Annotated in this window: 22 protein-coding genes; 6 read left to right on the top strand and 16 right to left on the bottom strand. The window is 41.2% G+C overall.

The window, feature by feature from the left end; genetic code table 11:
- Nucleotides 1-258 precede the first annotated feature (258 nt).
- Together H6G79_RS34325 and H6G79_RS34320 are read right to left on the bottom strand one after the other, a co-directional pair.
- A complete protein-coding gene (locus tag H6G79_RS34325) occupies nt 259-1,059 on the bottom strand; it encodes a carbonic anhydrase (protein WP_190594985.1) in 801 nt (266 codons plus the stop codon).
- A 58-nt stretch (nt 1,060-1,117) separates the two neighbouring features.
- Nucleotides 1,118-2,629 (bottom strand): FAD-dependent oxidoreductase, encoded by a 1,512-nt coding sequence (locus H6G79_RS34320; protein WP_190594986.1) that lies wholly within the window; start codon nt 2,627-2,629, stop codon nt 1,118-1,120.
- Between the two features lie 101 nt (nt 2,630-2,730).
- On the opposite strand from H6G79_RS34320, the gene H6G79_RS34315 reads away from it, so the two are divergent.
- Complete coding sequence (locus tag H6G79_RS34315) at nt 2,731-3,315, top strand: YdeI family protein (protein WP_190594987.1); 585 nt, start codon at nt 2,731-2,733, stop codon at nt 3,313-3,315.
- Nucleotide 3,316: 1 nt separating this feature from the next.
- On the opposite strand, the gene H6G79_RS34310 is transcribed toward H6G79_RS34315, so the two are convergent.
- The 7 genes from H6G79_RS34310 to H6G79_RS34280 all read right to left on the bottom strand — a co-directional run bounded on the left by H6G79_RS34310 (nt 3,317) and on the right by H6G79_RS34280 (nt 8,355).
- The gene (locus H6G79_RS34310; protein ID WP_190594988.1) at nt 3,317-4,084 is read right to left on the bottom strand and encodes an MBL fold metallo-hydrolase; all 768 of its coding nucleotides are present in this window, start codon (nt 4,082-4,084) and stop codon (nt 3,317-3,319) included.
- A gap of 3 nt (nt 4,085-4,087) precedes the next feature.
- The gene (locus H6G79_RS34305) at nt 4,088-4,687 is read right to left on the bottom strand and encodes a glutamine amidotransferase-related protein (protein WP_190594989.1); all 600 of its coding nucleotides are present in this window, start codon (nt 4,685-4,687) and stop codon (nt 4,088-4,090) included.
- Nucleotides 4,688-4,793: 106 nt separating this feature from the next.
- Nucleotides 4,794-5,246, bottom strand: coding sequence for a diacylglycerol kinase family protein (locus tag H6G79_RS34300; protein WP_190594990.1), 453 nt, complete (start codon nt 5,244-5,246; stop codon nt 4,794-4,796).
- Nucleotides 5,247-5,385: 139 nt separating this feature from the next.
- Nucleotides 5,386-5,895, bottom strand: coding sequence for an rRNA maturation RNase YbeY (gene ybeY, locus H6G79_RS34295; protein ID WP_190594991.1), 510 nt, complete (start codon nt 5,893-5,895; stop codon nt 5,386-5,388).
- Nucleotides 5,896-5,935: 40 nt separating this feature from the next.
- Nucleotides 5,936-6,091, bottom strand: coding sequence for a DUF3285 domain-containing protein (locus H6G79_RS34290; protein ID WP_083468722.1), 156 nt, complete (start codon nt 6,089-6,091; stop codon nt 5,936-5,938).
- A 211-nt stretch (nt 6,092-6,302) separates the two neighbouring features.
- A protein-coding gene (gene prfB, locus H6G79_RS34285) for a peptide chain release factor 2 (protein ID WP_190594992.1) occupies nt 6,303-7,425 on the bottom strand; the annotation gives its coding sequence in 2 pieces (ribosomal slippage) (nt 6,303-7,352 and nt 7,354-7,425; 1,122 coding nt in all).
- Between the two features lie 201 nt (nt 7,426-7,626).
- Nucleotides 7,627-8,355 carry a Bax inhibitor-1 family protein gene (locus H6G79_RS34280; RefSeq protein WP_190594993.1) on the bottom strand — a complete coding sequence of 243 codons (729 nt, stop codon included), beginning with the start codon at nt 8,353-8,355 and terminating at the stop codon, nt 7,627-7,629.
- A 625-nt stretch (nt 8,356-8,980) separates the two neighbouring features.
- On the opposite strand from H6G79_RS34280, the gene H6G79_RS34275 reads away from it, so the two are divergent.
- Nucleotides 8,981-9,766 (top strand): RNA polymerase sigma factor SigF, encoded by a 786-nt coding sequence (locus tag H6G79_RS34275; protein WP_190594994.1) that lies wholly within the window; start codon nt 8,981-8,983, stop codon nt 9,764-9,766.
- 339 nt (nt 9,767-10,105) lie between these two features.
- Here the strand turns inward: H6G79_RS34275 and H6G79_RS34270 are convergent, their stop codons facing one another.
- From H6G79_RS34270 to H6G79_RS34260, 3 genes are all read right to left on the bottom strand, one after another.
- Nucleotides 10,106-10,684 carry a Uma2 family endonuclease gene (locus H6G79_RS34270; RefSeq protein WP_190594995.1) on the bottom strand — a complete coding sequence of 193 codons (579 nt, stop codon included), beginning with the start codon at nt 10,682-10,684 and terminating at the stop codon, nt 10,106-10,108.
- An 87-nt stretch (nt 10,685-10,771) separates the two neighbouring features.
- Entirely contained in the window at nt 10,772-12,811 is a 2,040-nt protein-coding gene (gene bchD, locus H6G79_RS34265; protein ID WP_190594996.1) for a magnesium chelatase ATPase subunit D, read from the bottom strand.
- Nucleotides 12,812-12,964: 153 nt separating this feature from the next.
- Nucleotides 12,965-13,642 (bottom strand): SDR family oxidoreductase, encoded by a 678-nt coding sequence (locus H6G79_RS34260; protein ID WP_190594997.1) that lies wholly within the window; start codon nt 13,640-13,642, stop codon nt 12,965-12,967.
- A gap of 375 nt (nt 13,643-14,017) precedes the next feature.
- On the opposite strand from H6G79_RS34260, the gene H6G79_RS34255 reads away from it, so the two are divergent.
- Together H6G79_RS34255 and H6G79_RS34250 are read left to right on the top strand one after the other, a co-directional pair.
- Entirely contained in the window at nt 14,018-14,356 is a 339-nt protein-coding gene (locus H6G79_RS34255; RefSeq protein ID WP_190594998.1) for a hypothetical protein, read from the top strand.
- Nucleotides 14,357-14,866: 510 nt separating this feature from the next.
- Nucleotides 14,867-16,669: a WD40 repeat domain-containing protein gene (locus tag H6G79_RS34250; RefSeq protein ID WP_190594999.1), complete on the top strand. Its 1,803-nt coding sequence runs from the start codon at nt 14,867-14,869 to the stop codon at nt 16,667-16,669.
- Nucleotides 16,670-16,866: 197 nt separating this feature from the next.
- Here the strand turns inward: H6G79_RS34250 and H6G79_RS34245 are convergent, their stop codons facing one another.
- Together H6G79_RS34245 and H6G79_RS34240 are read right to left on the bottom strand one after the other, a co-directional pair.
- Nucleotides 16,867-17,283 (bottom strand): hypothetical protein, encoded by a 417-nt coding sequence (locus tag H6G79_RS34245; protein ID WP_242048732.1) that lies wholly within the window; start codon nt 17,281-17,283, stop codon nt 16,867-16,869.
- 138 nt (nt 17,284-17,421) lie between these two features.
- Nucleotides 17,422-17,715, bottom strand: coding sequence for a hypothetical protein (locus H6G79_RS34240; RefSeq protein WP_190595001.1), 294 nt, complete (start codon nt 17,713-17,715; stop codon nt 17,422-17,424).
- Between the two features lie 139 nt (nt 17,716-17,854).
- Between H6G79_RS34240 and H6G79_RS34235 the strand changes: the two genes are divergently transcribed.
- Nucleotides 17,855-18,523 carry a Uma2 family endonuclease gene (locus H6G79_RS34235; RefSeq protein ID WP_190595002.1) on the top strand — a complete coding sequence of 223 codons (669 nt, stop codon included), beginning with the start codon at nt 17,855-17,857 and terminating at the stop codon, nt 18,521-18,523.
- 402 nt (nt 18,524-18,925) lie between these two features.
- Entirely contained in the window at nt 18,926-19,393 is a 468-nt protein-coding gene (locus H6G79_RS34230; protein WP_190595003.1) for a hypothetical protein, read from the top strand.
- 101 nt (nt 19,394-19,494) lie between these two features.
- Here H6G79_RS34230 and H6G79_RS34225 read toward each other — a convergent pair whose 3' ends face one another.
- Together H6G79_RS34225 and H6G79_RS37840 are read right to left on the bottom strand one after the other, a co-directional pair.
- Nucleotides 19,495-20,562, bottom strand: coding sequence for a D-alanine--D-alanine ligase (locus H6G79_RS34225; RefSeq protein ID WP_190595004.1), 1,068 nt, complete (start codon nt 20,560-20,562; stop codon nt 19,495-19,497).
- Between the two features lie 46 nt (nt 20,563-20,608).
- The gene (locus tag H6G79_RS37840) at nt 20,609-20,971 is read right to left on the bottom strand and encodes a beta-1,6-N-acetylglucosaminyltransferase (protein ID WP_190595005.1); all 363 of its coding nucleotides are present in this window, start codon (nt 20,969-20,971) and stop codon (nt 20,609-20,611) included.
- Nucleotides 20,972-21,066: the final 95 nt, after the last annotated feature.

The raw sequence follows: 21,066 nt of genomic DNA, 5'->3' as shown, positions 1-21,066 counted from the left end.
ATCTTTTTTACGCAATTTTGCTCCAACTACAACAGAAATGGTTGATAAACTAATCTCAGTTGCACTCGACTTAATAAATCCTCAACATTTAAGAAACTGGTTTGCTAGTTGCTGCTACTGTACCTCATAACAGCCGTAGGTGCTGTAATCACTCCAAAGCAGAATACATCAAATTTCCTGCTGAATCAGAATCAAAATTCATCGCAACCCGACTGGGAATCAAAAACGCGATCGCACAATATTTTTTCAACTCAGCAATCAAGCTTGATCAGAACTCTCAAAAACTATGCGCTGGTTTAACGGCTGAATTGGGCGTGCATTATGGGGAAATAACTGGGAAAATTTAGCTATCTGTTCACTGGATACCTCAACGGGAGTTTCCATGATGTACCATGACACATTTTCGGAACAGGGTGGAGTTGTAAGAGAACCAGAATAAGTGAGAAATCTGCGTTCTGTTGGTAAAAGTTCAGCAGCGTTGATGATGGTATCTTTTAGCTGATTTTCCTTTCCCTGGGTTTGGGGTACAGCATCCCAAATTTTTTGCAGATGGGGGTGAAACTCTCCGGCTTTTAAGAATACGCCAACCACTGCTAAATTACCTGCTTGACTGCGGTGAACGAAATGCAGTTCCATATTGTATTCTGCGCCGTTGAGGTGGTGTTCGCTGGGGTGGTGGAAATGGAATTGAAGCAGCTGATAAACTTGGCGATCGCTTTCTATATAACTTCCTGGTTGATAATTAATTTGAATCGTTTTACCGTTATTAATTAAACTTAAGGGTGTTGGCTGATATTTAACTATTAATAAATCTTGATTATTTTTAGCAAGACTTTTAACACTATCAAATTGTAAATTAATTGGTGTTTGTCTTTTACCTGTATAACAAAGTTGAAAATCTGGTGAAAGTTTACCCCAATATTCTGGCCCTTGTTTGCCGATATATCCCCAATTTGTTGCGGCTGCTGCTGGGGAAGTTAAACAACTAGAAACAGAAGTTCCCACAGCAGTCATCCCCATTAATTGTAGTAGTCGCCGTCTGTTGAAAATCTTACTCATACCAATTTTTGGATGTGGGATTAACAGCGTTGATTAATTTTTAGTACTTAGCCAATTGCTAGGGCAACCAAAAATTAGGCAAGATAGACTTACTTACATTACGTACAGTTTCGTTGAGCGATCGCCCAATTTTAATATGTACTTCATCTTCATGTACAGGTAAAATCTCAGCAGTTTGACCCTCCCCTAAATAAGACATCACAAAATTCGCTGCTTCTAAACCTGTAACATAAGCTTTTTCTTGCGACCATGAACCGTGACGGTTAATAATCCAATCACCACTCATGAATACATTGGCAAAACTTGTCCTAGCTGGCAACATATAACGATAACTACCCGGTGCAAAGTGCGTGACCGCATTTGGTAAGCGAATTACACTGCTATCAATTACTTTCGCTTGTTTGAATCCAGGTACACAAGTTGCTAAATAATTCTGCACAATTGGAATTATTTCTTCATCACTCAAACCAATAAACTGATTAGCATGATAAAAATCTGCTTCAATTACCGTTCCTGGTTCATCGTGATATTCATCATGTAAAGCATTCAAATCAAAAAATGTCCATCCAGTAGTTGCATCAAAACCAAAGCAAGCATTAGAAGGACGGGGAATATCAATTTTCCGGTCAAACCATAAGCGTGTTGCTAAAACATCAATTGCACCTAAATTATTCAGATTCCGAAACTCTTCTCGGTTTTGCAAACTAGGACTAGAAGAAACAATTTTCTTCATTCCAGTTACCCCAACCGCAAAAATTACCGCATCAGCGTTAAATACTTGATCACCACAAACTACACCAGTGGCGCGATTTTGCTCATCAATAATTAAGTCAGTTACACGATGTTTTGCGAATACTTTACCGCCAGCTTTTTCAATTTTTTCTACCCAAGGACGGAAGATTTTTTCGCCTACAGTTCCGCGACACCAAACCACATCAAAATTCGGCTGATGCGCCAAAATAAAATAATAAAGCATTCCTAATGTGGCGGCGGCAGAACATTGTTCACCAGGGGCGAATAAGCCTACTAACAACATCGGCTCAAAGGCATCACGATAAAGTCTAGCAGATACACCAAAATCTTTGAACAATTCCCGCGCGGTAACAGAATCATAACGCCGCCAAGCTGCATCGGAATTATCAAAATCCACCACAGCATACAGTAAAGGTAAGGCGCTGAGACGGTCAATTAATGGCAATCGCTGAAAGTGCGTGTAGATAAATGTGCCAAGAGGTGCCGGTAGTTGGGGTAATTCTTGAAAAATGGGTGATTCTACTTCTAAGCCGGCGGGTGAATATTGAGCAGAACGAGTCCAGGTAGTGAAGGGGTTAATATCTAATTCGTTGATTAGGGCAAAAATATTTTTGTAAGGATACCAAAAACCATGAATCCCAGCTTCTACAGATTTCCCCCCAGGAGTTTTCCAACCTGCAACAAGTCCGCCAGGATAGGGGCCTGCTTCCAGAAGTGTCACATTGTATCCTTGCTTGGCTAAATGGTAGGTTGCGCCTAAACCAGCCCAACCCGCACCCACGACTACTACATTTTTTTGTTGTGACGCTTCTACCATTTTGCTCTCCAATTGTTGCAGCCCATCAATAATGTATACGAACTTGCGTTCAGAGGGAGAGGGAAGAGAAGATAAATTCAGCTAATCACCGATTTTTGACGATGCCAAAATTTGAGGAACAATTAGAATTTATTTATGCCAGCGATCGCAACCAATGGCGGGAATGGTTAGGCAAAAATCATCTCACTTCCCCTGGTATCTGGTTAGTTTATTACAAAGTCAAAAGTGGTCAACCCAGCGTCAGATATAGCGAAGCCGTTCAAGAAGCTTTATGTTTTGGGTGGATTGATAGTAAAGTTAAATCTTTAGATGAAAACCGCTATCAGCAAATTTTTACACCACGCAAACCCAAAAGCGTTTGGTCAAAATTAAATAAGCAATACATTGAAGAGTTAATTGCAGCAGGTTTAATGACAGAATTTGGTCTGGCTAAAATTGCTGATGCGAAAGAAGATGGCTCATGGACTTCTTTAGATGCGATCGAAGCATTAATCATTCCTCTAGATTTGCAACAAGCTTTAGCAGCCAACTCTTGGGCTAACCTCAATTTTGCAGCCTTTAGTAATTCCACCAAGAAAAACATTCTTTTTTGGATTGAAAATGCCAAACGTCCAGAAACTAGGTTAAAGAGAATTGAGCAAACCGTAACTTCAGCCACGCAAAACAGAAATCCATTGAGCCGTTAGTTTAAAATTTGTAGCTTAAAACTTGAATCACCTTATCTTCTGGTAACTTGCCAGGAGTGATGGTAATGGTATCACTGTTGCTACGGCGGACGGTGATCCCTTGCACCAAATTGAGAAACTCATCCAAAGGCGATATGTCACAAGCATTTGCATCAGCAGCTTGGGTGCGGTAGTGAGTCGGAATGATCAGTTTGGGATTTAACACCTCAATTGCTTGTTTAGCTTCCTCGGCATTATAAGCTTTCGCACTACCGCCTACAGGAATAAACACCACATCAGGACGACCCATGAGAATTTTTTGTTCAAGGGTAATGGGTGCAGCAATTCCGCCTAGATGTAAGATATTAATTCCTGCTTGTTGCCAACTCCAGGCGGTATTTTTGCCGAATTGTCTTCCACCTTTGCGATCGTGATCTGTGGAAATTCCTTGAAATTTTATCCCCTGAAAATCATAAACGCCAGCTTCGTATACTAGTTTGGGATTCCCTGGTAAATCTTCTACTGCGCCTTCGTCTAATAATTGACTGCTAATCAAAACCAAGTTTGCACTCACTTTTGGCGCACGATAACCAGCAGTACAACCAACTGTGCGGAAGGGATTGGCAAGAATTTTTACTCCGCCACCAGTAATTAGAAAGCAAGTATGACCCAACCACTGAACTGATAAACCGCCAGACTGTGCGTCAGCTTCAGAGTGAGAACCTAAAGTAGAAACTAAAGCTGTGACTAACCCCGCCCCAGCATAGCCCATCAATTGTCGCCGTTTCATTAATCACTCTCTCGTCGGTAATTGTTCCAGAAAGTTTCGCAATAACTGTTTTCCTGAAGAAGTTAGCACACTTTCTGGGTGAAACTGGACTCCTTGGATGTGAGGATAGTTCCGATGGCGCACTCCCATAATTGTGCCATCTTCAACCCAAGCCGTGATTTCTAACACTTCGGGGCAAGTTTCGCGGTCAATCACCAAACTATGATATCTGGTGGCGGTCATAGGATTTTCTATTCCTTGAAAAACTCCCACATCAGTGTGTGTTACCTGGGAAGTTTTGCCGTGCATTAACTCTGGAGCAGAGACGATTTTACCACCAAATACTTGACCAATACTTTGATGCCCCAAGCACACACCTAAAATTGGCAAGCTTGGGCCGAGTTTTTCAATCAAATCCAGCGATATACCCGCATCTTCTGGGCGGCCAGGCCCAGGTGAAATTACCACAAGGTCGGGTTGTAAATCTTGGATTTCTGCGATGGTAATTTTATCGTTGCGAAAAACTTGAATGTCTGATGCTATGGGAAACTCTGCTGCTAGTTCTCCTAAATACTGCACCAAATTGTATGTAAAACTGTCGTAATTATCAATGACTACAATCACGGCCTAGACTCCTGGTGATCATTACCAGATTCTAGCCGTCAGCGTCAGTAATTATGTCATTCAAGGTTGAGAAATTTTTATGGATAAGTTTGACTAATATCTAAACTTAAAACTTGGACATAATTAATATGATTAATGGCGGTAGCAATAAGGTACAAGCTACTAAGATAGCGACTAAAGCAGAAACAAGCACCGCACCCGCCGCACAGTCTTTAGCTACTTTGGCTAATTCGTGGTAGGTCTGCTTGACTGTTAAATCTACCAAAGATTCGATCGCAGTGTTGAGTAGTTCGAGTGCGAGAACTAAGCCGCTAGTAATCCCAATGACAGCGATTTCCACAGGTGACAAATGCAAGAATATGCTTAATGCGATCGCCAAAGCACAAAAACTCACATGAATCCGAAAATTGCGTTGAGTCTGAAAACTGTAAGTAATACCAGCCCAAGCATACTTAAAGCTCACAAATAAATTAGCAGCAACTTGCCACGAAAATTCCCTTTCCTTAGTGATCAGTGATGATAACTTGTTTGGCGGTGGAGGAGAAACTTGTTGGGACATAAGCTAAAAAATAGAACAATATGTTTAGGTCAACTGGGAATTTTTGCTGATTGTACTCATCCAATCAACTTTTCGGCAATTTTCTACACGAGTATTATAAAAGGATGCCTAAAAATTAACATCGACAGACATAAAAACTTTAATATTCTATGTCAATATCAATACCCACTGTCTCCAGTAATATTACCTGCTGCTTTAGCATTTGCATTAAACTCTCATCATCAGGATGATCCCAGCCCAAAAGGTGTAACAGCCCATGCGCGGCTAACCAAGTTAACTCAGTTAATAAACTATGCCCTTGTTGTTGGGCTTGGCGTTGGGCGGTAGTTACCGAAATCACAATATCACCTAAATACACAGGTTCATCCTCCATTTCCGCATAGTCTGGAAAATCCGTTTCTAATGCAGCGAAGGCTAACACATCTGTAGGTTTATCTTGATGTCGATATTGAGCATTTAATGATTGAATTTCTGCATCGTCTGTTAAACGCAGCCCTATTTCATAGCTTGGCGCTGGTGGTAAATCAGATTGAAGATTTTCTAACCAGCGATGAAACCAATTCTCCCAAGTTTCCGCCTCAACATTGACAGCCAATTCGGGGGAAGAATCAGAAAAAATATCTTGTAAATTTAGTTCAACTTGTACCAAGTACAAACACTCCTCAGCAATGCAGGATTTTGCTTGGCCTTTAACGGGTCAGGTAAGCAAGACCAATTAAAACAGCTAATAGCCCCACAGTCGATAACAAAAAATGTTTTATGGAAGTACCGCCCTTGCGTACCATATTCCGCATCGCAAGTTTGACGTAGCTTGGTTGGGGTTCCGTTGAGGGAGAGTCACTCATAATGATTTCGTAACCAACTCTTTTATATATAAATGTAACAGTTTATTTAGAACACTAGCCCCAGCGAATGGAATTCGTGGCTATACAAACAAAGTCCGCCTGCGCGGACTAATTTAAGTTGGATAAGGTGTAAAAGGGTGAGAGAACAAAACCCTTACACCCTTACACCCTTACACCCCTACACCCCCAAATTCTTACCCCCAACAGTTCATTAACCAGAACTACTATCTACTAGCTGATTTTCTTGCCGCAGGTAGGCTTGGATGAACATATCGAGGTCGCCGTTCATCACATCAGCGATCGCAGTTGTTTCGGAATTGGTACGCAAATCCTTTACCATCTGGTAAGGATGAAATACGTAGTTGCGAATTTGATTACCCCAGGAAGCTTCCACCATATCACCACGAATTTGGGCAATTTCTTGCGCCTTTTGTTCACGGGCGATAACTAACAGCTTGGCTTTGAGACGGGCGAGGGCTTTTTCTTTATTTTGCAGCTGCGATCGCTCTTCTGTACAGCGCACAGCCAGACCAGTGGGTAAATGCACAATTCGGACTGCCGTTTCTACTTTGTTAACGTTCTGTCCACCTTTACCACCAGCCCTGGATGTGGTAACTTCCAAATCTTTTTCTGGAATATCCAACTGCACAGAATTATCTATTTGGGGCATGACTTCCACCCCAGCAAAACTAGTTTGCCGTTTGCCGTTAGCATTAAAAGGTGAAATCCGCACTAAGCGATGTGTGCCTGTTTCTGACCGCAGATAGCCATAAGCGTAACGCCCAGTAATTTCGAGGGTTGCTGATTTAATCCCAGCTTCATCACCCTCAGATTCTTCACTGAGTGCTACTTTATAACCATGTGCTTCTGCCCAACGGGTGTACATCCGCAGTAGCATAAATGCCCAATCTTGAGCATCTGTACCCCCCGCACCAGCGTTAATTGTCAACACAGCCCCTTCCGCATCATAAGGGCCAGAAAGTAGCTGTTGTAACTCCCACTGGTCGAGGTCACGGTTGAGCTTAGTGATAGTAGATTCCGCTTCTTGCAGTAGGGACTCGTCGGTTTCTAACTCCAACAGTTCCACCACTGCTTTAGTATCTTCTAAACTGGCTCGCCACTGGTTGTAAGTATCCAAGTGGGATTTGAGTTCGTTAAGTTCTTGCAGCGTTTTTTGGGCTTCCGATTGATTTTCCCAAAATTCTGGCTGTGCTGAAATTTGTTCTAAGTCGTGAATTTTCGCTGTCAGTGCAGGTACGTCAAAGATAGTCCTGGGTTTTACCCAGGCGGCTAGACAACGTTTCGATTTCGCGTTTGAGTTCTAAGACTTCCATAGTGCTTGCTAAATTTAGAGCTACTTGGATGGATTTTCTAAGTTTGCTCTTTAGATTTTATTTGTTTTTTTGATTTTAGCGACAGTTGAGTCAATTCTTTTGCTGTGACCAAATATTTACATTGCATAGCAATGAAAAAACCGTGGCTAGTAATTTTGCACCACGGTTAAAAATTTATTAAATTTTTCTATTTATCGTGAGTTAATCGCGGCCATTGAGGGCAATCAGCAACCGTAAGATAAAGACAAACAGGTTGATGTAAGTCAAATACATCGACAAAGCCGCAGGTAAGTATTGGTCGTTGCGGTAAGTACGGGGCAGGATATAGAAGTCTACGACGGATACGCCCACAAACAAAAATACGCCTAAACCAGAAATGCCGATTTCTAGCCAAGTTGGGGTATAAACACCAAACAAAGCAAAGAGAAATTGGACTGCACAAACAACCACCAAAGCGATAACACCGAGACTGATGGTTTTTGTCAAAGCCATTCCGTCTTGTTCAGACAAATTTGAACCAACTTGACGGGCAACAATAAAGGTGACACCGCAACCAAGGGCGGCTAACCCGATGCCTTGAATACCAACACCTTGGGTTCTTAAGGCGACAAATACTAAACCACTGAGAGTATAACCAGACAAAAGGCTATAGGTTGCCAATAAAGGCAGGGCAATACCCTTATTGCCTTTTTCCGCAACATTTTGGGCAACGAAGAACAGAATTAATTCTAAAATTACCGCACCAATAAAGGTCGGGAAGAAAATTTCAGGGTTAGTACGGATAACGCCTAAACCACCGTAGGTTCCCAAGGCAGTTAGAACAAGACCACCACCAACGTAAGGTAAGGCATTGGCGATGACATTGGGGCCGATGAGGGCTTGGGTTCTAGCGTCTCGGATAGCTTCACGAAAGTTACTTGTATTGCTCATACTTGAGTTTTTCGCGCAAAAAAGTTCTGTATATTCCTATTCTTACCAAGATTTTCATTTATCAGCTAGGGGATTTTGTGCTTAACCTTAGCCTGCATCATTGTTACAAAATAATTCAGCCGTCGAAATTCAGAATCCGGAAGCAATTGTTGATGAGACTTCAGTTTACAAACTTAGCTGTGGTTAGGTTTGAGGAATTTCATTAGTTTTTGTAATCAACAATTTGTGAGATAAATATTAATTTTAATATTTTGCAATATTTTTATTTTTCAGGAGAAATATAGTTAAATCAAAAATTTCAACTGCTGATTTTTGGGATATTGCCGACTATGGCTAAATATTTCTGGATAAGTCCAGCATTTAACTACAAAAATATCTAGGTTTGCTACAAAAAATAAATATTAATTAACTCAGCAAGTTCATAGATAAAACACTAATCACCTGCAACAACTGAGTTAGGAAAATCATGCGTAAAAACACTGAATACCAGAGATAGAGCCGAATTAAGTTCAGTGGAACGACGATGGTTTAATCAGCGTGGTCTAAGGAAAATAATTACAGCTTTGAAGAACTATATACGCAACTCCGTTTTTCTAGGAAAAGGAGTTAATACAAAGGAATTGATATGGCAGCAATTGAGTCTTCTATGCGAATTGATGGGATAGAGTTATTACACTTATACCACCAGAACCCCTCAATTAAACTTCGTAATCAACTTGTACAGTTACATACTGGCTTAGTGCGAAAGATGGCTCATAAATTTAGCCATCAATGTAATGAACCTTATGAAGATTTAGAGCAAATCGGTTATTTTGGTTTAATTAGAGCAATTGAGCGTTTTGATCCCAGTCAAGGATATGCGTTTAGTTCCTTTGCTGTACCATATATTCGTGGCGAGATGCTACATTTCTTGCGCGATCGCAGTACACTGTTAAAAATTCCTCGTCGTTGGCAAGAATTGTACAATGAAGGCCAAAAAATTCGCAAAGAATTAGCATTATCTTTAGGTCGTCCTCCCAAAGATTCAGAAATTGCTAAGATACTGAAGGTTTCTGTACAAGAATGGCAAGAGACAAAGTTAGCTGCCCAAAATCGGATGCCTTTGAGTTTGGATGCGACAGCAGTTCACTATGTTGATTGTCAAATTACTTTAGGTGAAGCATTACCTTGTCCTCGTTCTGCGGTGATGCAGCAACAAGAAGAAGAACGCCAACAACTCCAAGGGGCAATTAATATGCTAGAAGATAAACCCCGGATGGCAGTAGAAATGGTCTTCTTAAAAGAACTTTCACGCAAAGATGCCGCTAAGAACATTGGTACTAGTCCTATGACTGTGACACGGTATCTGCAAAAGGGCATTAATGATTTGATTAATTATTTGCAGCCTCAAGCTGTAGCTTCAGGGTCTTGATGTTTGCTACTACCAAATTACTGACAGGAAAACTCTATAACTCCGATCGCTTCTAACTAATAAACCAAGTTCTGGATTTAAGTACTTAGACAAGATTAATTAATAACATTGTTTTCCTGTTAAATATTCTCTACCTCAACACATAAATTTAATCTTGCCCAACCACTTATCGCTATCCCTACACTGGTGAAGTACAGCCATATAGATTTAACCGCCAATTGAAGAGGATAAATGCAGATGAGGAAACACTATATTACTCTAGATGTTTAGTAGTAGTTGTCATGGGCATATAAATCAGGGTGCAGTCTCTCAAAAGAATTTCATCTATTCAAATAAATTTTAGGAATTTAAGCCTGCACGTTGAAAGATAACGTTAGGGCTAATTTCCAACTCTGGTAACAAGTCATCAGTAATTAATTGATGATGGCGATACGTGATAGGTAAGGAAGCTGGGACAAATACAGTGATAGTTCTGGCTTTTGTATCGACTACCCAAACACGCGAAACACCTGCGTTGAGATAATCTGTGGCTTTTTCGGCCATGTCTCCAAAAGTTTGTCCGGGTGAGATAATTTCAATCACTAATTCGGGCGCAACCGGACAAGCTTCATCTTGCAACCAATCAGCAGCAAGGCGGTTGTAAGAAATATATGTCAAATCAGGTATAGGTATCCAATCTTGTTGATTTCGGGTTAATTTGATTGCCCACTCAACTACAACCCGGCCTTTTTTCTCTGCCCATATAGACAATATTATAAATAAAGCGCCAGTCGTCGCACCATGAAAAAATTTTGGTGACATTTCATCATTTTTATATTTCGGAACAGCTTGACCATCAATAAGTTCGTATGTAACATCACCTTCAGGAAGTGCGAGAAACTCTTCCACAGTTAGGCGTTGATTAGAAGACTGAACCATAGGTTTAAAAAGTGCTGAGTCAGGGTGCAGAAAGACAGTTACAAATGACCAATGACCAATAACTATTGACCATTGATCATTGACTAACTACCGTGATTTTAGATCAGCGATCGCACCTCTGGTCATGGCGGCAATGGCTTTATCTGTGGCTTTCGGTAAATGATAATATTTACCTCCGGCTGTTTGGGCTAGTTCTTTGGCAAAGCCGGTGGAAACAAATTTACTTTCCGTATCAATTACCAATAGTTGCATTCCCAAAGCCCGAAATCTGCCAGCAATTTCTAATAACTCGCCTTTAATATCCGGTTTTTCTCCTGGTTCCTGGGGTTCGCCTAAAGAACGCCCTAACGGAATATTACCCCGGCCATCAGTGATGGCTACCACTACAACTTGCCCAATATCGCCACTCATCTGGGCGTTCAAACCAACACGTACAGCTTGGGTCAAACCATGCGCCAAGGGTGAACCGCCACCACAAGGTAATCTTTCTAAACGGTTTTTTGCTAAAGCGATAGAACGTGTTGGGGGTAATAACACTTCCGCCTGTTCTCCCCGGAAAGGAATCAAGGCTACTTGGTCACGGTTTTGGTAAGCCTCAGTTAACAGTTGCATAACTGCACCTTTAGCTGACTGCATCCGGTTCAAAGCCATCGAGCCAGAAGCATCTACTACAAATACTACCAATGCCCCGGCTTTGCGAACCAAGCGTTTTGAGCGAATATCACCTTGCTCAACAATTACTTTTCTGTTTGGTTGTCGCTCACGCCGTGCTTTTTGATAAGGTGCAGCAGCTCGCAGGGTAGCATCTACGGCGATGCGCCGGACTTTGCCTTTGGGTAACATCGGTTTGACGTAACGTCCCCGGTCTTCGGAGAAAATTAAGCTGCGACTTCCAGATTTACCTTGACGTTGGGACATTTGGGCAAAATACAGCACGCTTTCATCCAGAATTACACCTTCTGGGTCAAAGATAAATTCTTCGGGGATGCTTGGTGGTTCTTGGTTTTCTGGTTCTTCGGGTTGGTCTTCTTCTTTGTCTTCCTCTTCCTCTTGTTGGTCTTGTTCTGACTCGTCCTGGTTTTGTGGTGGTGGTGGAGGAGGTGGAGGTGGTGGTTGGTCGGGCGGTGGTGTTTGGACTACAGTTGCCCTTGGTATAATTACTAACTCAACAGCGCGACGTAAATCATCGGCGTTAACGGTGGTGCGTCCTTCTAAGGCGGCGGCGGCTTTGGCGACGCGCACAGCAAATAATTCAGCGCGGTGTCCTTGGACACCACCGCGAATGGCTTCATTAACTAAGTAAGCGATTTGGTCGTGGGTGATGGTGACTTCCTTTAACCATTCCCGCGCCAGGATGATTTGGGTTTTCAGTCCGTCGAGGTCTTCGCTGTACTGCTGAAGAAATTCTTGGGGAGATTTGGAAAATGCGATCGCTTGTTCTACTGCTTCTACTCGTTGATCTAAACCGAGTACACCATCAGCCGAGAGGGCGATCGCAATTCTATCCAGTAAATGTTCCCGTAGTGCGCCTTCTTCGGGGTTGTAGGTAGCAATAAATAATGCTCTGCAAGGATGTTGAACACTAATACCTTCGCGCTCAATTTGGTTGCGACCTTCAGATAATACTGTTAAAAGTTGATTGGAAATTTGGTCATCTAATAAATTGATTTCGTCTACATACAGCACACCCCGGTTAGCAGAGGCGAGTAACCCAGGCTGAAAAACTGTATCTCCTTGCTTCACCGATTGTTCCACATCTACAGAACCTAAAAGTCGGTCTTCTGTAACACCGAGAGGAATCTGGACAAAGGGCGCAGGAATGATTTGTGTAGGGATATCCTGAATATCTTTCTCGGCGTATTCGGCTAACAGTAAATCGTCCCATTCTTCGGGGCGGGTGGGATCACAGTTGCTAATCGAATCAGGAACAACTTCAATTGGCGGGAGTAAGGCGTGAATAGCACGCGCCATGACAGATTTTGCCGTACCGCGACGACCTGCGATCGCCACTCCTCCCAAACCAGGATCGACTGCTGCTAACAGCAAGGCTAATTTTATCGCTTCTTGACCGACTACGGCAGTCAAGGGAAAAGAGGCGATCGTTGGAGTGATAGTAGGCGCAGGCATTGTTTGCAAAAATGATTATGAAGGCAGGAGGTTACTGAGCGTAGCCGAAGTAAGGCAGGAAGCAGGAGGTAAGATTTTCTAATATTATTTCTGCTTTGCTTCACTGGTCTCGGTTTTTAGCATATCAATTTCTGACGCTATCTTGCCGATTCCCTAATCTAAACTAAATGGGGCAAATTCTATTTGTCCGAATAGCATATTTTTGTCTACTGCTGACAAAATTTTATTATTGGTGCGATTGTTATTGAAACAACGACAAACTAATTGCGCCACATCCGCACGATGGATACTGCCAACAATGCGTGTGTCCTCAGTTAAAACGCCATTACCTGTGGCTGGTTCTGTTTTCAATCCACCAGGACGAATAATAGTATATGTGAGTCCACTGGCAATTAAATATTGTTCAGCTTTGTCTTTTTCGACTAAAACTGATTGCAGCGCCGCCAATGCTTGGGGAGATAATGCACCAACACTATTACCAGTCCCAATGGAAGTCACTAAAATAAATTTTTGGACTTTGGCTTTGATAGCTGCATCAATGAGATTTTTATTCGCCGGGTAATCTGGTTTTTCTGTATCTGTCGGTAAACCGCCAATAGTACTAATAACAGTGTGGATGGGTTCATTAGTGAGCATAGCTGCTTCCACATCACTAACATTCATCGCATCACCCAAAATTGTCTTCACACCCGTTGCTTGTAATTCAGCCGCAGCCGTTTCAGTTCTCAACAGTGCTTTGACTTTGAGTTGTTGTGCTGTTAAACAGTTGGCGATTTCTCTGCCAACACCACGACTTGCCCCAGCCAGAAAAATATATGATTCACTTGTCATAACGAATTGCGGAACTACTAAATTACTTCTGCTCCAGGGATTGTATCAAATTGTGAACATTCTTGAGGCTGAGATGAAACCGCAACTCAGTATGTATCCTCAATGATTGACAAACATCTCTACCTTGTCTTCCTTGTCTTCCTTGTCCCCCTTGTCTCCCCTGTCTCCTCTGTCTCCGTTATTCACACATCAAATAGGACTGCTATATCTTCATCTTGTTGGATTTCGCTATCGCTCCACCCAACCTACTTTTATATTGGAGTTATTTTTAATACTTAAAATGCAGTAGAGTATTTTTACTTAATCCCATCGTAGGAGGTATTTTTGCTGGCGATCGTGCGATTCTAGCAAGTAACTCTATATAGAGAACGACAGATGACCAACACATCGCAAGATATCAGAGTAATATCTACCACGAGAATTTGGGGAATCACAGTGTGTATTTTAACAGTTTGTATTCCGCTTTCGGCTGTGACGAGAAGTGGAGCGTTGTTACCTTTAGCTGCTCTTGGTAGTGCTACAGCCGGAACGATCGCTATTTGGCGGAATGATGAGAAAAAATCGCCTGCTGGTGCTTTGCAACCACAGCAATTAGAACTATTAGAGCAAAGAATAGCCAATTTAGAAACAATAGTCAGTCATGAAGAATTTGATTTACAGATGAAAATTAAACAGCTAGAAACCAGCGATCGCAATCATCATTCTGTTTCCTAAACTCCTATTGTCTCAAGCCTTTTTGCGGCTCGTTAGTATACACAATTGTGGAAAATATTTCTGCCACTTTTAGAGCATAATCTCTCTAATTTAGTAAAAATAGCTATCATCAACCAAAATGCCCAAAACTCTGCCAATAACCTGCGAGTTCTGCTTAAATCATACTAGTCTTGGTTAAGATTACTGTTTCTAGAAAACAGTATCTTCTTCTCTAGTTCCGATAGAATTATTGGACATCATAGAACTCTATCTAACTCATACCCAATACCGATTTGAGATTTTAGGAGCAAGTTTTGACTAAAAGTCTTTTTGCAAAATCTCAAAGAAGCTTGCTGATCCCAAGGTGGTATCAATTGGATCATTATGCTGAGATTTGAGTGATCTTTACACACTGAACTTTACAGATACATCTCCATAAATGTGTTCTGTTAGACTGCGAAGATTACCGAATTTTTATTTTACTAGAAGTTATAAACTTGAGTAATTACGTTGGTATAGCTTACCGTAGGTATGCAAAATTGTATCGCTGGAATGCAGATGGATTGGATTAGCTTACTTCAAGCCCAGCAAGCTGATTTCCTTCAACGTATTAAAAAACCTAAAACTTACGACCTATCTTTACTGGACAGTCAAGTTAAAGGTTGTCACAGCGAAATTATGGCGTTTTGGGGTGATTCATTGGCAAAAATCCAAGAATTATCACGCCAACAAGCCGAAATTATCGCCAAAAATCCGCCGCCCATCCCGCCAGAATATCCCGAACCGCCTGATTGGGTGATTCCTTATCCCAAACACTTTCAACAACAAGCACAAGATTATCTTTTGCGCGAGCAAATTGTTGAACAAGTGATGGCGGAACGGCTGGGTAAGATAGTGAAAAAGTTGCCCCAAGACACTATTCAAAATATGGTGTTAGATGATGAAGGCAATTTACGCAGCGAAAGTAAATTTACATACTGCCTAGCTGATAGTCCAAAACACAGCGTGTTAGTTTATGCTGCCGATGGCGAAAGTTTTAACGGTATCAAGAAAGATAAAATTAGGTGGACAGTCACTCAAGATGACTTACGCAACCACCAAGTTTTAATTTTCTTGTGTCTGTTTTATCCTTCTAATGGCAAATTAGGCTATGAAAAGCACGCTGTAATTGCTGGGTTTTTGCCGAGTAATCAACTGGAACTCTCGGAAACTAAATCTTATGTGACTCCTAGTAGCCTGTTATATGCAGGGGGATTAAGTTGGTATTTAGAGTCACTCACAGCGAAAAAGACTACTAAAAAAGATATATTGCCAACAGTTGAAGAGCAAGCGATCGCCGAAAGCATTCAAATTGTCTCATCAGATCATCCCCAAAAAGAAATCATTGGTGATTGGGAATTTTGGCAAACATTAAAAGGTCATACTAGAGGGATTTATTGCCTTGATTTTGCTTCCCGTTGTCACAATGGCAATGTCACCCCGATTTTAGCTAGTGGGAGTCGCGGCGAAACCAAACTCTGGGATTTAAGCAAAGGAGAATTAATTGATACATTATCCGAAGCGCCTTGGATAGCATCAGGGTTAGTGGATGATGTAAACTCTATATCTTTCAGCCCCGATGGTCATACATTAGTCAGTGTTGGTGCAGATTCGACAGTGAAAATTTGGCACGTCGGCGCACCAGAATTGATTGATATCCTGCACAAACATAATGGTGTAGTGCGCTGTACCGCCTTTACCCCAGATGGGCGGATGGTAGCCACTGGTGGCGATGATCGAAAAGTTCTGTTTTGGGATTTAATGCAGCGTCAGGTAGCGATCGCTCTATCTTTAGATGATACAGCCGCCCATGCCCTGGCCTTGAGTCCCGACGGCAAAACCCTGGTGACTGGGAGTTACCGCAAAATTAAAGTCTGGAAAACAGCCCAACTTTCAGAATGTAGCACCCTGCAAGAAATCGAACCACTGCACAGCTTAACCGGACATTCTCACATTGTGCGTTCCCTAACTATTAGTATTGATGGACAGTGGTTAATTAGCGGTAGCTGGGATCAGACAATTAAAATCTGGCATTTAGAGACAGGGAGATTAATTCGCACCCTCAAAGGTCATACTGATCGAGTATATGCGATCGCCCTCAGTCCAGATGAGCAAATTATCGCCAGTGGTAGTGCAGATAAAACCATTAAACTCTGGCATTTCAACACCGGAGAATTGCTAGGCACATTTACCGGACATAGCAATATAGTCACATCCCTAGCCTTCACAACTTCTGGTGATATGTTAGTCAGTGCCAGCTTAGATAAAACCATTAAAATCTGGCAGCGTAGTTAATAATTACAATGGATTTTATCGTTATCTCTCCAGCTAATTTACTAGCTTCTTATTCCCTACAGGTAAGGGCGAAGGCTACGCCCTTACTGAGATTTTTTCAAAAAAAATATTTTTAAATGTTGGGTTATGCTATCAATTCACCTAACTTACTAGCTTTTTAGATTCCTGCTATTAGGCTAATACAACAAAAAGTCAATTTACCCAGAGAGACTTTCATCTTCACTAAAACTCAGCACATTTGTTTCTAAGTCATAGAAAAACTGTAATCGACATCTACCAACTTTGCCAGTAGCATCCTTATACTGATTTAACCATTGCTTCATTTTTTCCAATCCTGTTTCTATCAACTGGCTTTTTACCACACTCACGCAAGTTCGCGGTACTGGATAAACAGTAATTGACCACTTCGGTTCATACCAGCCAGACTCTATGAATTTATTAGAGCTAGTCAAGCTAACCAAGGAATATCCATAGTTAATACTCAAAATTTTCGCAGGATTTTTAATCTTAGCTGGTTCTTGGCAGGAATCAGAAAAAGCAACGCTAAGGTAGTCGAATTGAGGTGTATCTGATAGTGCTTCTGATAATATTCCAGCACTAATAGGGTATGACATTAAACGTGAAAGTTTACTTTTGTACTTTGTAGGAATCATTGACTTGATTTGCAACTCAGATTAAACATCTAGCTAAAAATTCTGTAGTGTAACCCAACAATGCCAAGCTTATCAAAGTTGAGTTGTGCGATACCAAAATTAATAAAATTGCAGCTTTTCAACCAAAACTTTCTGCCCACTTTGAAAATTAGAACAGTCTAACTTTGTCGTCAGTCGGAAGTTTAACAAATCATAGCGAGGTTTACCATCTGGATGATTAGCTCTTGGTGGAATATCGAGTGCTTCGATTGAACAACCGCCAATTGTCGAATTAGGAGTTACCCTAAAATTCACCCCCGGTAACTCAAAGTGCTTGACCACGATATTCCGCAAATTACGAGAATGCTGAATAACAAACTCCACTTCAACTTCGATATCAGCTAGAAATTCCATATTTCCCACACTTAGTAAAATAAATAAATGTAGGTTAGATGAAACTCAGTGTAACTTAACCATGCCAAGATTATCAAATGTTGAGTTGTGCGATCGCTCCAACCAATCTACCATATAAAAATTAACAGGAGAAATGACAATGGTCAGCAGCCTGAAAGAACTAATTGATGAGCCAGAATTAGGTCATAGTAAAGACCCAGAAGAAAAGTTTATCAGTAGTGGTGTGAGTTGGGACAGTTATGAATCGCTATTGGCGAAACTAGAAAATAACTCTCATTACCGTGTTAATTATTTAGATGGAATATTAGAAATCGTGTCACCGTCAATCAGACATGAAAAAATCAAAACGAATTTAGGGATGTTGTTAGAGCGTTTTTTCTATAGCAAGCGCATTCGGTTTGTACCGATGGGAAGTTCTACTTTTAAAAATAAAGCCAGAAAAGCTGGTGCAGAACCAGACGAATGTTATTGTATAGGCGAAGAGAAAAAAGTACCAGATTTAGCAATAGAAGTAGTTTTGACAAGTGGTAGTGTGAGCAAACTAGAAATCTACCGTAGATTAGGAGTTGCAGAAGTCTGGTTTTGGGAAAGAAATCAGTTTAAGTTATATCATTTACGAGACAATTCTCAGGAAGAGCAAGCCACTGTTTACCCTGAGACTTATGGGTATGAACCTCTCTCTCAAAGTGAAATACTGCCAGAATTAGATATTTCTTTGCTAGAACAATGTCTGACAATTTCAGATTCAATTCAAGCTATTGATGAATTTGAGCAAGGATTGAAAGCAGCCGATGAGCCAAAGTCATAGAGATGCGATCGCTGATTTTTGGGATTACTTCTATCTAGGGAATTAATTTTTACTAAATTGATTAGACATATAGTGTTTACTAGTCTACTAAGGTACAAATTTATCTGCGTCCATTTGCGGTTCATTATTCTTCTTCATACCTCACTAGAGCAAGAAACGCTATAACCCTTACCATTTATAAATTAGATGGCAGATACATATCCAATAAGTAGTTAAACATAATTAATTACACAAAGTCATTGCGAATGGAGCGAAGCGAAATGAAGCAATCGCAAGGGCTGGGATTGCTTCGCTTCGCTCGCAATGACTGTAATTAATTTTGCGTGGTTACTTATTAAGAGTGACAGATAATCAGGATGCAGTTACAACTGACACTATACAAATACAATCCAGATGAGAAACATGAGTGAAAGTACATCTTTAACACAGCAGTGGTTAGCTGAAATTCAAGCACTCAAACGCCAATTAGCAGAACAAAGGCTTGATTTAGAGTCGGCTTGGGAAAGTGCGGAAAAATGGCGCAAACTCTACAACACAGAAGCAGAACAACGCCGGACAGACGCGCATTTATTCCAACAAACGATCGCATCTCTCAAAGCCAATATTCACAAACTCCAAGGTATTGAAGCCGCAACACTGGCTGATGGTAAAGCAGTTGAAGCCATTCAAGCTGAAATTACTCAAATCCAAACGCTGGAAGAATTGCAGACAAAATTGATTGCAGCGATTAAAGAACGCGATCGCCTTTTACAAGCCTTGAAAACTGAACAAGAAAGTCACGCTCAAACACGCAAAAGTCTGACTACCGCCTTGGGTGATGCTATTGATAGCTTGGCACGAGAACGCAGCGCCGCAGAACAGGAGAGATGAGATTGTGTTCAGCACAAGACTGAGCGTGAAGAGCGCAGGGGGAGCAGCACCTCGACTTCGCTCGGCGACCGGGTGCAGGGGAGCAGGGGAGAGGGTTGTTTTTAATGACTCAAGACCAAGGACGAATGTAATTTAGATGAGTTTGAACTTGTCAAAGCTTCATTAATACTGGTCATGAATAACTGATTTAAAGAAATGCCTGATGCTTTTGCCATACAGGGAATTACACTTTTAGTAGCAAAAGAACAATATAAACCTGCTTCTAAAAACCAAGGTTCTCCCTGGGGATCAATGCGGAAATCAAATAAACTGTAGTGGCGACAACCCAAAGCTTGATGGCATTTTTTAGCCACTTGCTGAACTTTTGTGGTGATGGGGTCGTGAGTATCAACAATCCAGGCTGTGATATTGTCTTTGGCGGTTAGATACAAGTTACCATCATCGTTTTTGCGGAGTTTATCATCATAGTTACGGATGGGTTTTTTCTGGGAGTCTACCAAATACTCTTCTAAAGGTAAACCGATTAGTTCCCCATCTTTCACCAAAATGCCACATCTAACTTCGCGTCCGAGTTCGATAAATTCTTCGACAATAACCTCAGAAGCGTATTCAAAAGCTTGTTTCAATGCAGCATCATATTCAGCCACATCTTTGACTAAGGCTATACCTAAAGAATTATCCGAAGTTGCAGGTTTAACAACTGCTGGCGGTGAAATTGTCGGTTTGTCTCCTGGGCGGAGGAGTTCACCACGCGGTACTTTTACCCCAGCCGCCGCGACAATTGCTTTGGCTTTGGCTTTGTGGGATGCGATCGCCATCACATCTGGAGTATTACCGATGTAAGGAATTTTCAGTACGTCAAATAAAGCGCGGTAATGAGTCATTCCCGGAAGACAAAACATTTGTGGTAACACCAGGTCAATGTTTTGTGCAGTAATCAATTCGATCGCTGCAAACAAAGTCATCGGTTTGGCAACAGCAATATCATCTAAGCTGAGAGATTGAGGAAATCGCCACAAACCATCGGGTGTGATGTATGCAATCTGAAAATCGTAGCGCGATCGCTCTGCTGTTGCTGTTAAACAATCTTGAGCATAAAGGCGTGACAAATCACAGTAAAAATCATCGTATGCAGAGCCAACTAAATGCAAAATCCGCAGTAAAGACATAATTTTTGTAAAAATAGAACAGAGTTTTTGCAGAGATGTAAAAATACTAGGATGTAATTCTATCCAGTTCATTCAGAATATTACTATCTATATCAATGTCAAATTTCCGAGCAAAATGAGCAGATGATTTCAGTAGATTTGGCAAGTCTTCCATCAGTAATGTTTTTGGATGACAACCTCCATTTGACCAATCAATATATCTGAGACGGTCATTTTTTAGCTTCAGATGAAGCGCATTAGCAAGTATAGTCTGAAAATAAGACTCATCTGCATATTTAATCTGCCTGTAGTACAAGGTTAAGGCATTTTTTTGACTATGGAAATCGATAATGTAGCGAGCAGCTTGGCGATTGCCACAAAACCATTGACTACCACTAAAGCAAGCAGTTTTGGCTCTCCGAGAGTAGATATGTTAAGTTAACAACAGAAATACCAATTTAGTAAAACCCTTCTTCTAAAACTATTAAAGTTAGTTAAGCCATAAGCTCTGCGTTTAATGAGCTT

The sequence above is a fragment of the Anabaena sp. FACHB-83 genome (assembly GCF_014697485.1).
GTDB lineage: Bacteria > Cyanobacteriota > Cyanobacteriia > Cyanobacteriales > Nostocaceae > Nostoc_B.
The sequence above is the reverse complement of the archived record's forward strand: the minus strand, read 5'-3'. Positions and strand labels throughout refer to the sequence as shown.

Excerpts from the sequence above, each read along its gene's own strand:
- H6G79_RS34255 (WP_190594998.1), top strand. The coding sequence starts at position 14,018 with ATGACCAACACATCGCAAGATATCAGAGTAATATCTACCACGAGAATT.
- H6G79_RS34275 (WP_190594994.1), top strand. The coding sequence starts at position 8,981 with ATGGCAGCAATTGAGTCTTCTATGCGAATTGATGGGATAGAGTTATTA.
- bchD (WP_190594996.1), bottom strand. The coding sequence starts at position 12,811 with ATGCCTGCGCCTACTATCACTCCAACGATCGCCTCTTTTCCCTTGACT.
- H6G79_RS34325 (WP_190594985.1), bottom strand. The coding sequence starts at position 1,059 with ATGAGTAAGATTTTCAACAGACGGCGACTACTACAATTAATGGGGATG.
- H6G79_RS34300 (WP_190594990.1), bottom strand. The coding sequence starts at position 5,246 with ATGTCCCAACAAGTTTCTCCTCCACCGCCAAACAAGTTATCATCACTG.
- H6G79_RS34250 (WP_190594999.1), top strand. The coding sequence starts at position 14,867 with ATGCAAAATTGTATCGCTGGAATGCAGATGGATTGGATTAGCTTACTT.
- H6G79_RS34280 (WP_190594993.1), bottom strand. The coding sequence starts at position 8,355 with ATGAGCAATACAAGTAACTTTCGTGAAGCTATCCGAGACGCTAGAACC.
- H6G79_RS34240 (WP_190595001.1), bottom strand. The coding sequence starts at position 17,715 with ATGGAATTTCTAGCTGATATCGAAGTTGAAGTGGAGTTTGTTATTCAG.
- H6G79_RS34315 (WP_190594987.1), top strand. The coding sequence starts at position 2,731 with ATGCCAAAATTTGAGGAACAATTAGAATTTATTTATGCCAGCGATCGC.
- H6G79_RS34310 (WP_190594988.1), bottom strand. The coding sequence starts at position 4,084 with ATGAAACGGCGACAATTGATGGGCTATGCTGGGGCGGGGTTAGTCACA.
- H6G79_RS34260 (WP_190594997.1), bottom strand. The coding sequence starts at position 13,642 with ATGACAAGTGAATCATATATTTTTCTGGCTGGGGCAAGTCGTGGTGTT.
- H6G79_RS34320 (WP_190594986.1), bottom strand. The coding sequence starts at position 2,629 with ATGGTAGAAGCGTCACAACAAAAAAATGTAGTAGTCGTGGGTGCGGGT.
- H6G79_RS34270 (WP_190594995.1), bottom strand. The coding sequence starts at position 10,684 with ATGGTTCAGTCTTCTAATCAACGCCTAACTGTGGAAGAGTTTCTCGCA.
- H6G79_RS34225 (WP_190595004.1), bottom strand. The coding sequence starts at position 20,562 with ATGTCTTTACTGCGGATTTTGCATTTAGTTGGCTCTGCATACGATGAT.
- H6G79_RS34230 (WP_190595003.1), top strand. The coding sequence starts at position 18,926 with ATGAGTGAAAGTACATCTTTAACACAGCAGTGGTTAGCTGAAATTCAA.
- H6G79_RS34245 (WP_242048732.1), bottom strand. The coding sequence starts at position 17,283 with ATGTCATACCCTATTAGTGCTGGAATATTATCAGAAGCACTATCAGAT.
- H6G79_RS34290 (WP_083468722.1), bottom strand. The coding sequence starts at position 6,091 with ATGAGTGACTCTCCCTCAACGGAACCCCAACCAAGCTACGTCAAACTT.
- H6G79_RS34235 (WP_190595002.1), top strand. The coding sequence starts at position 17,855 with ATGGTCAGCAGCCTGAAAGAACTAATTGATGAGCCAGAATTAGGTCAT.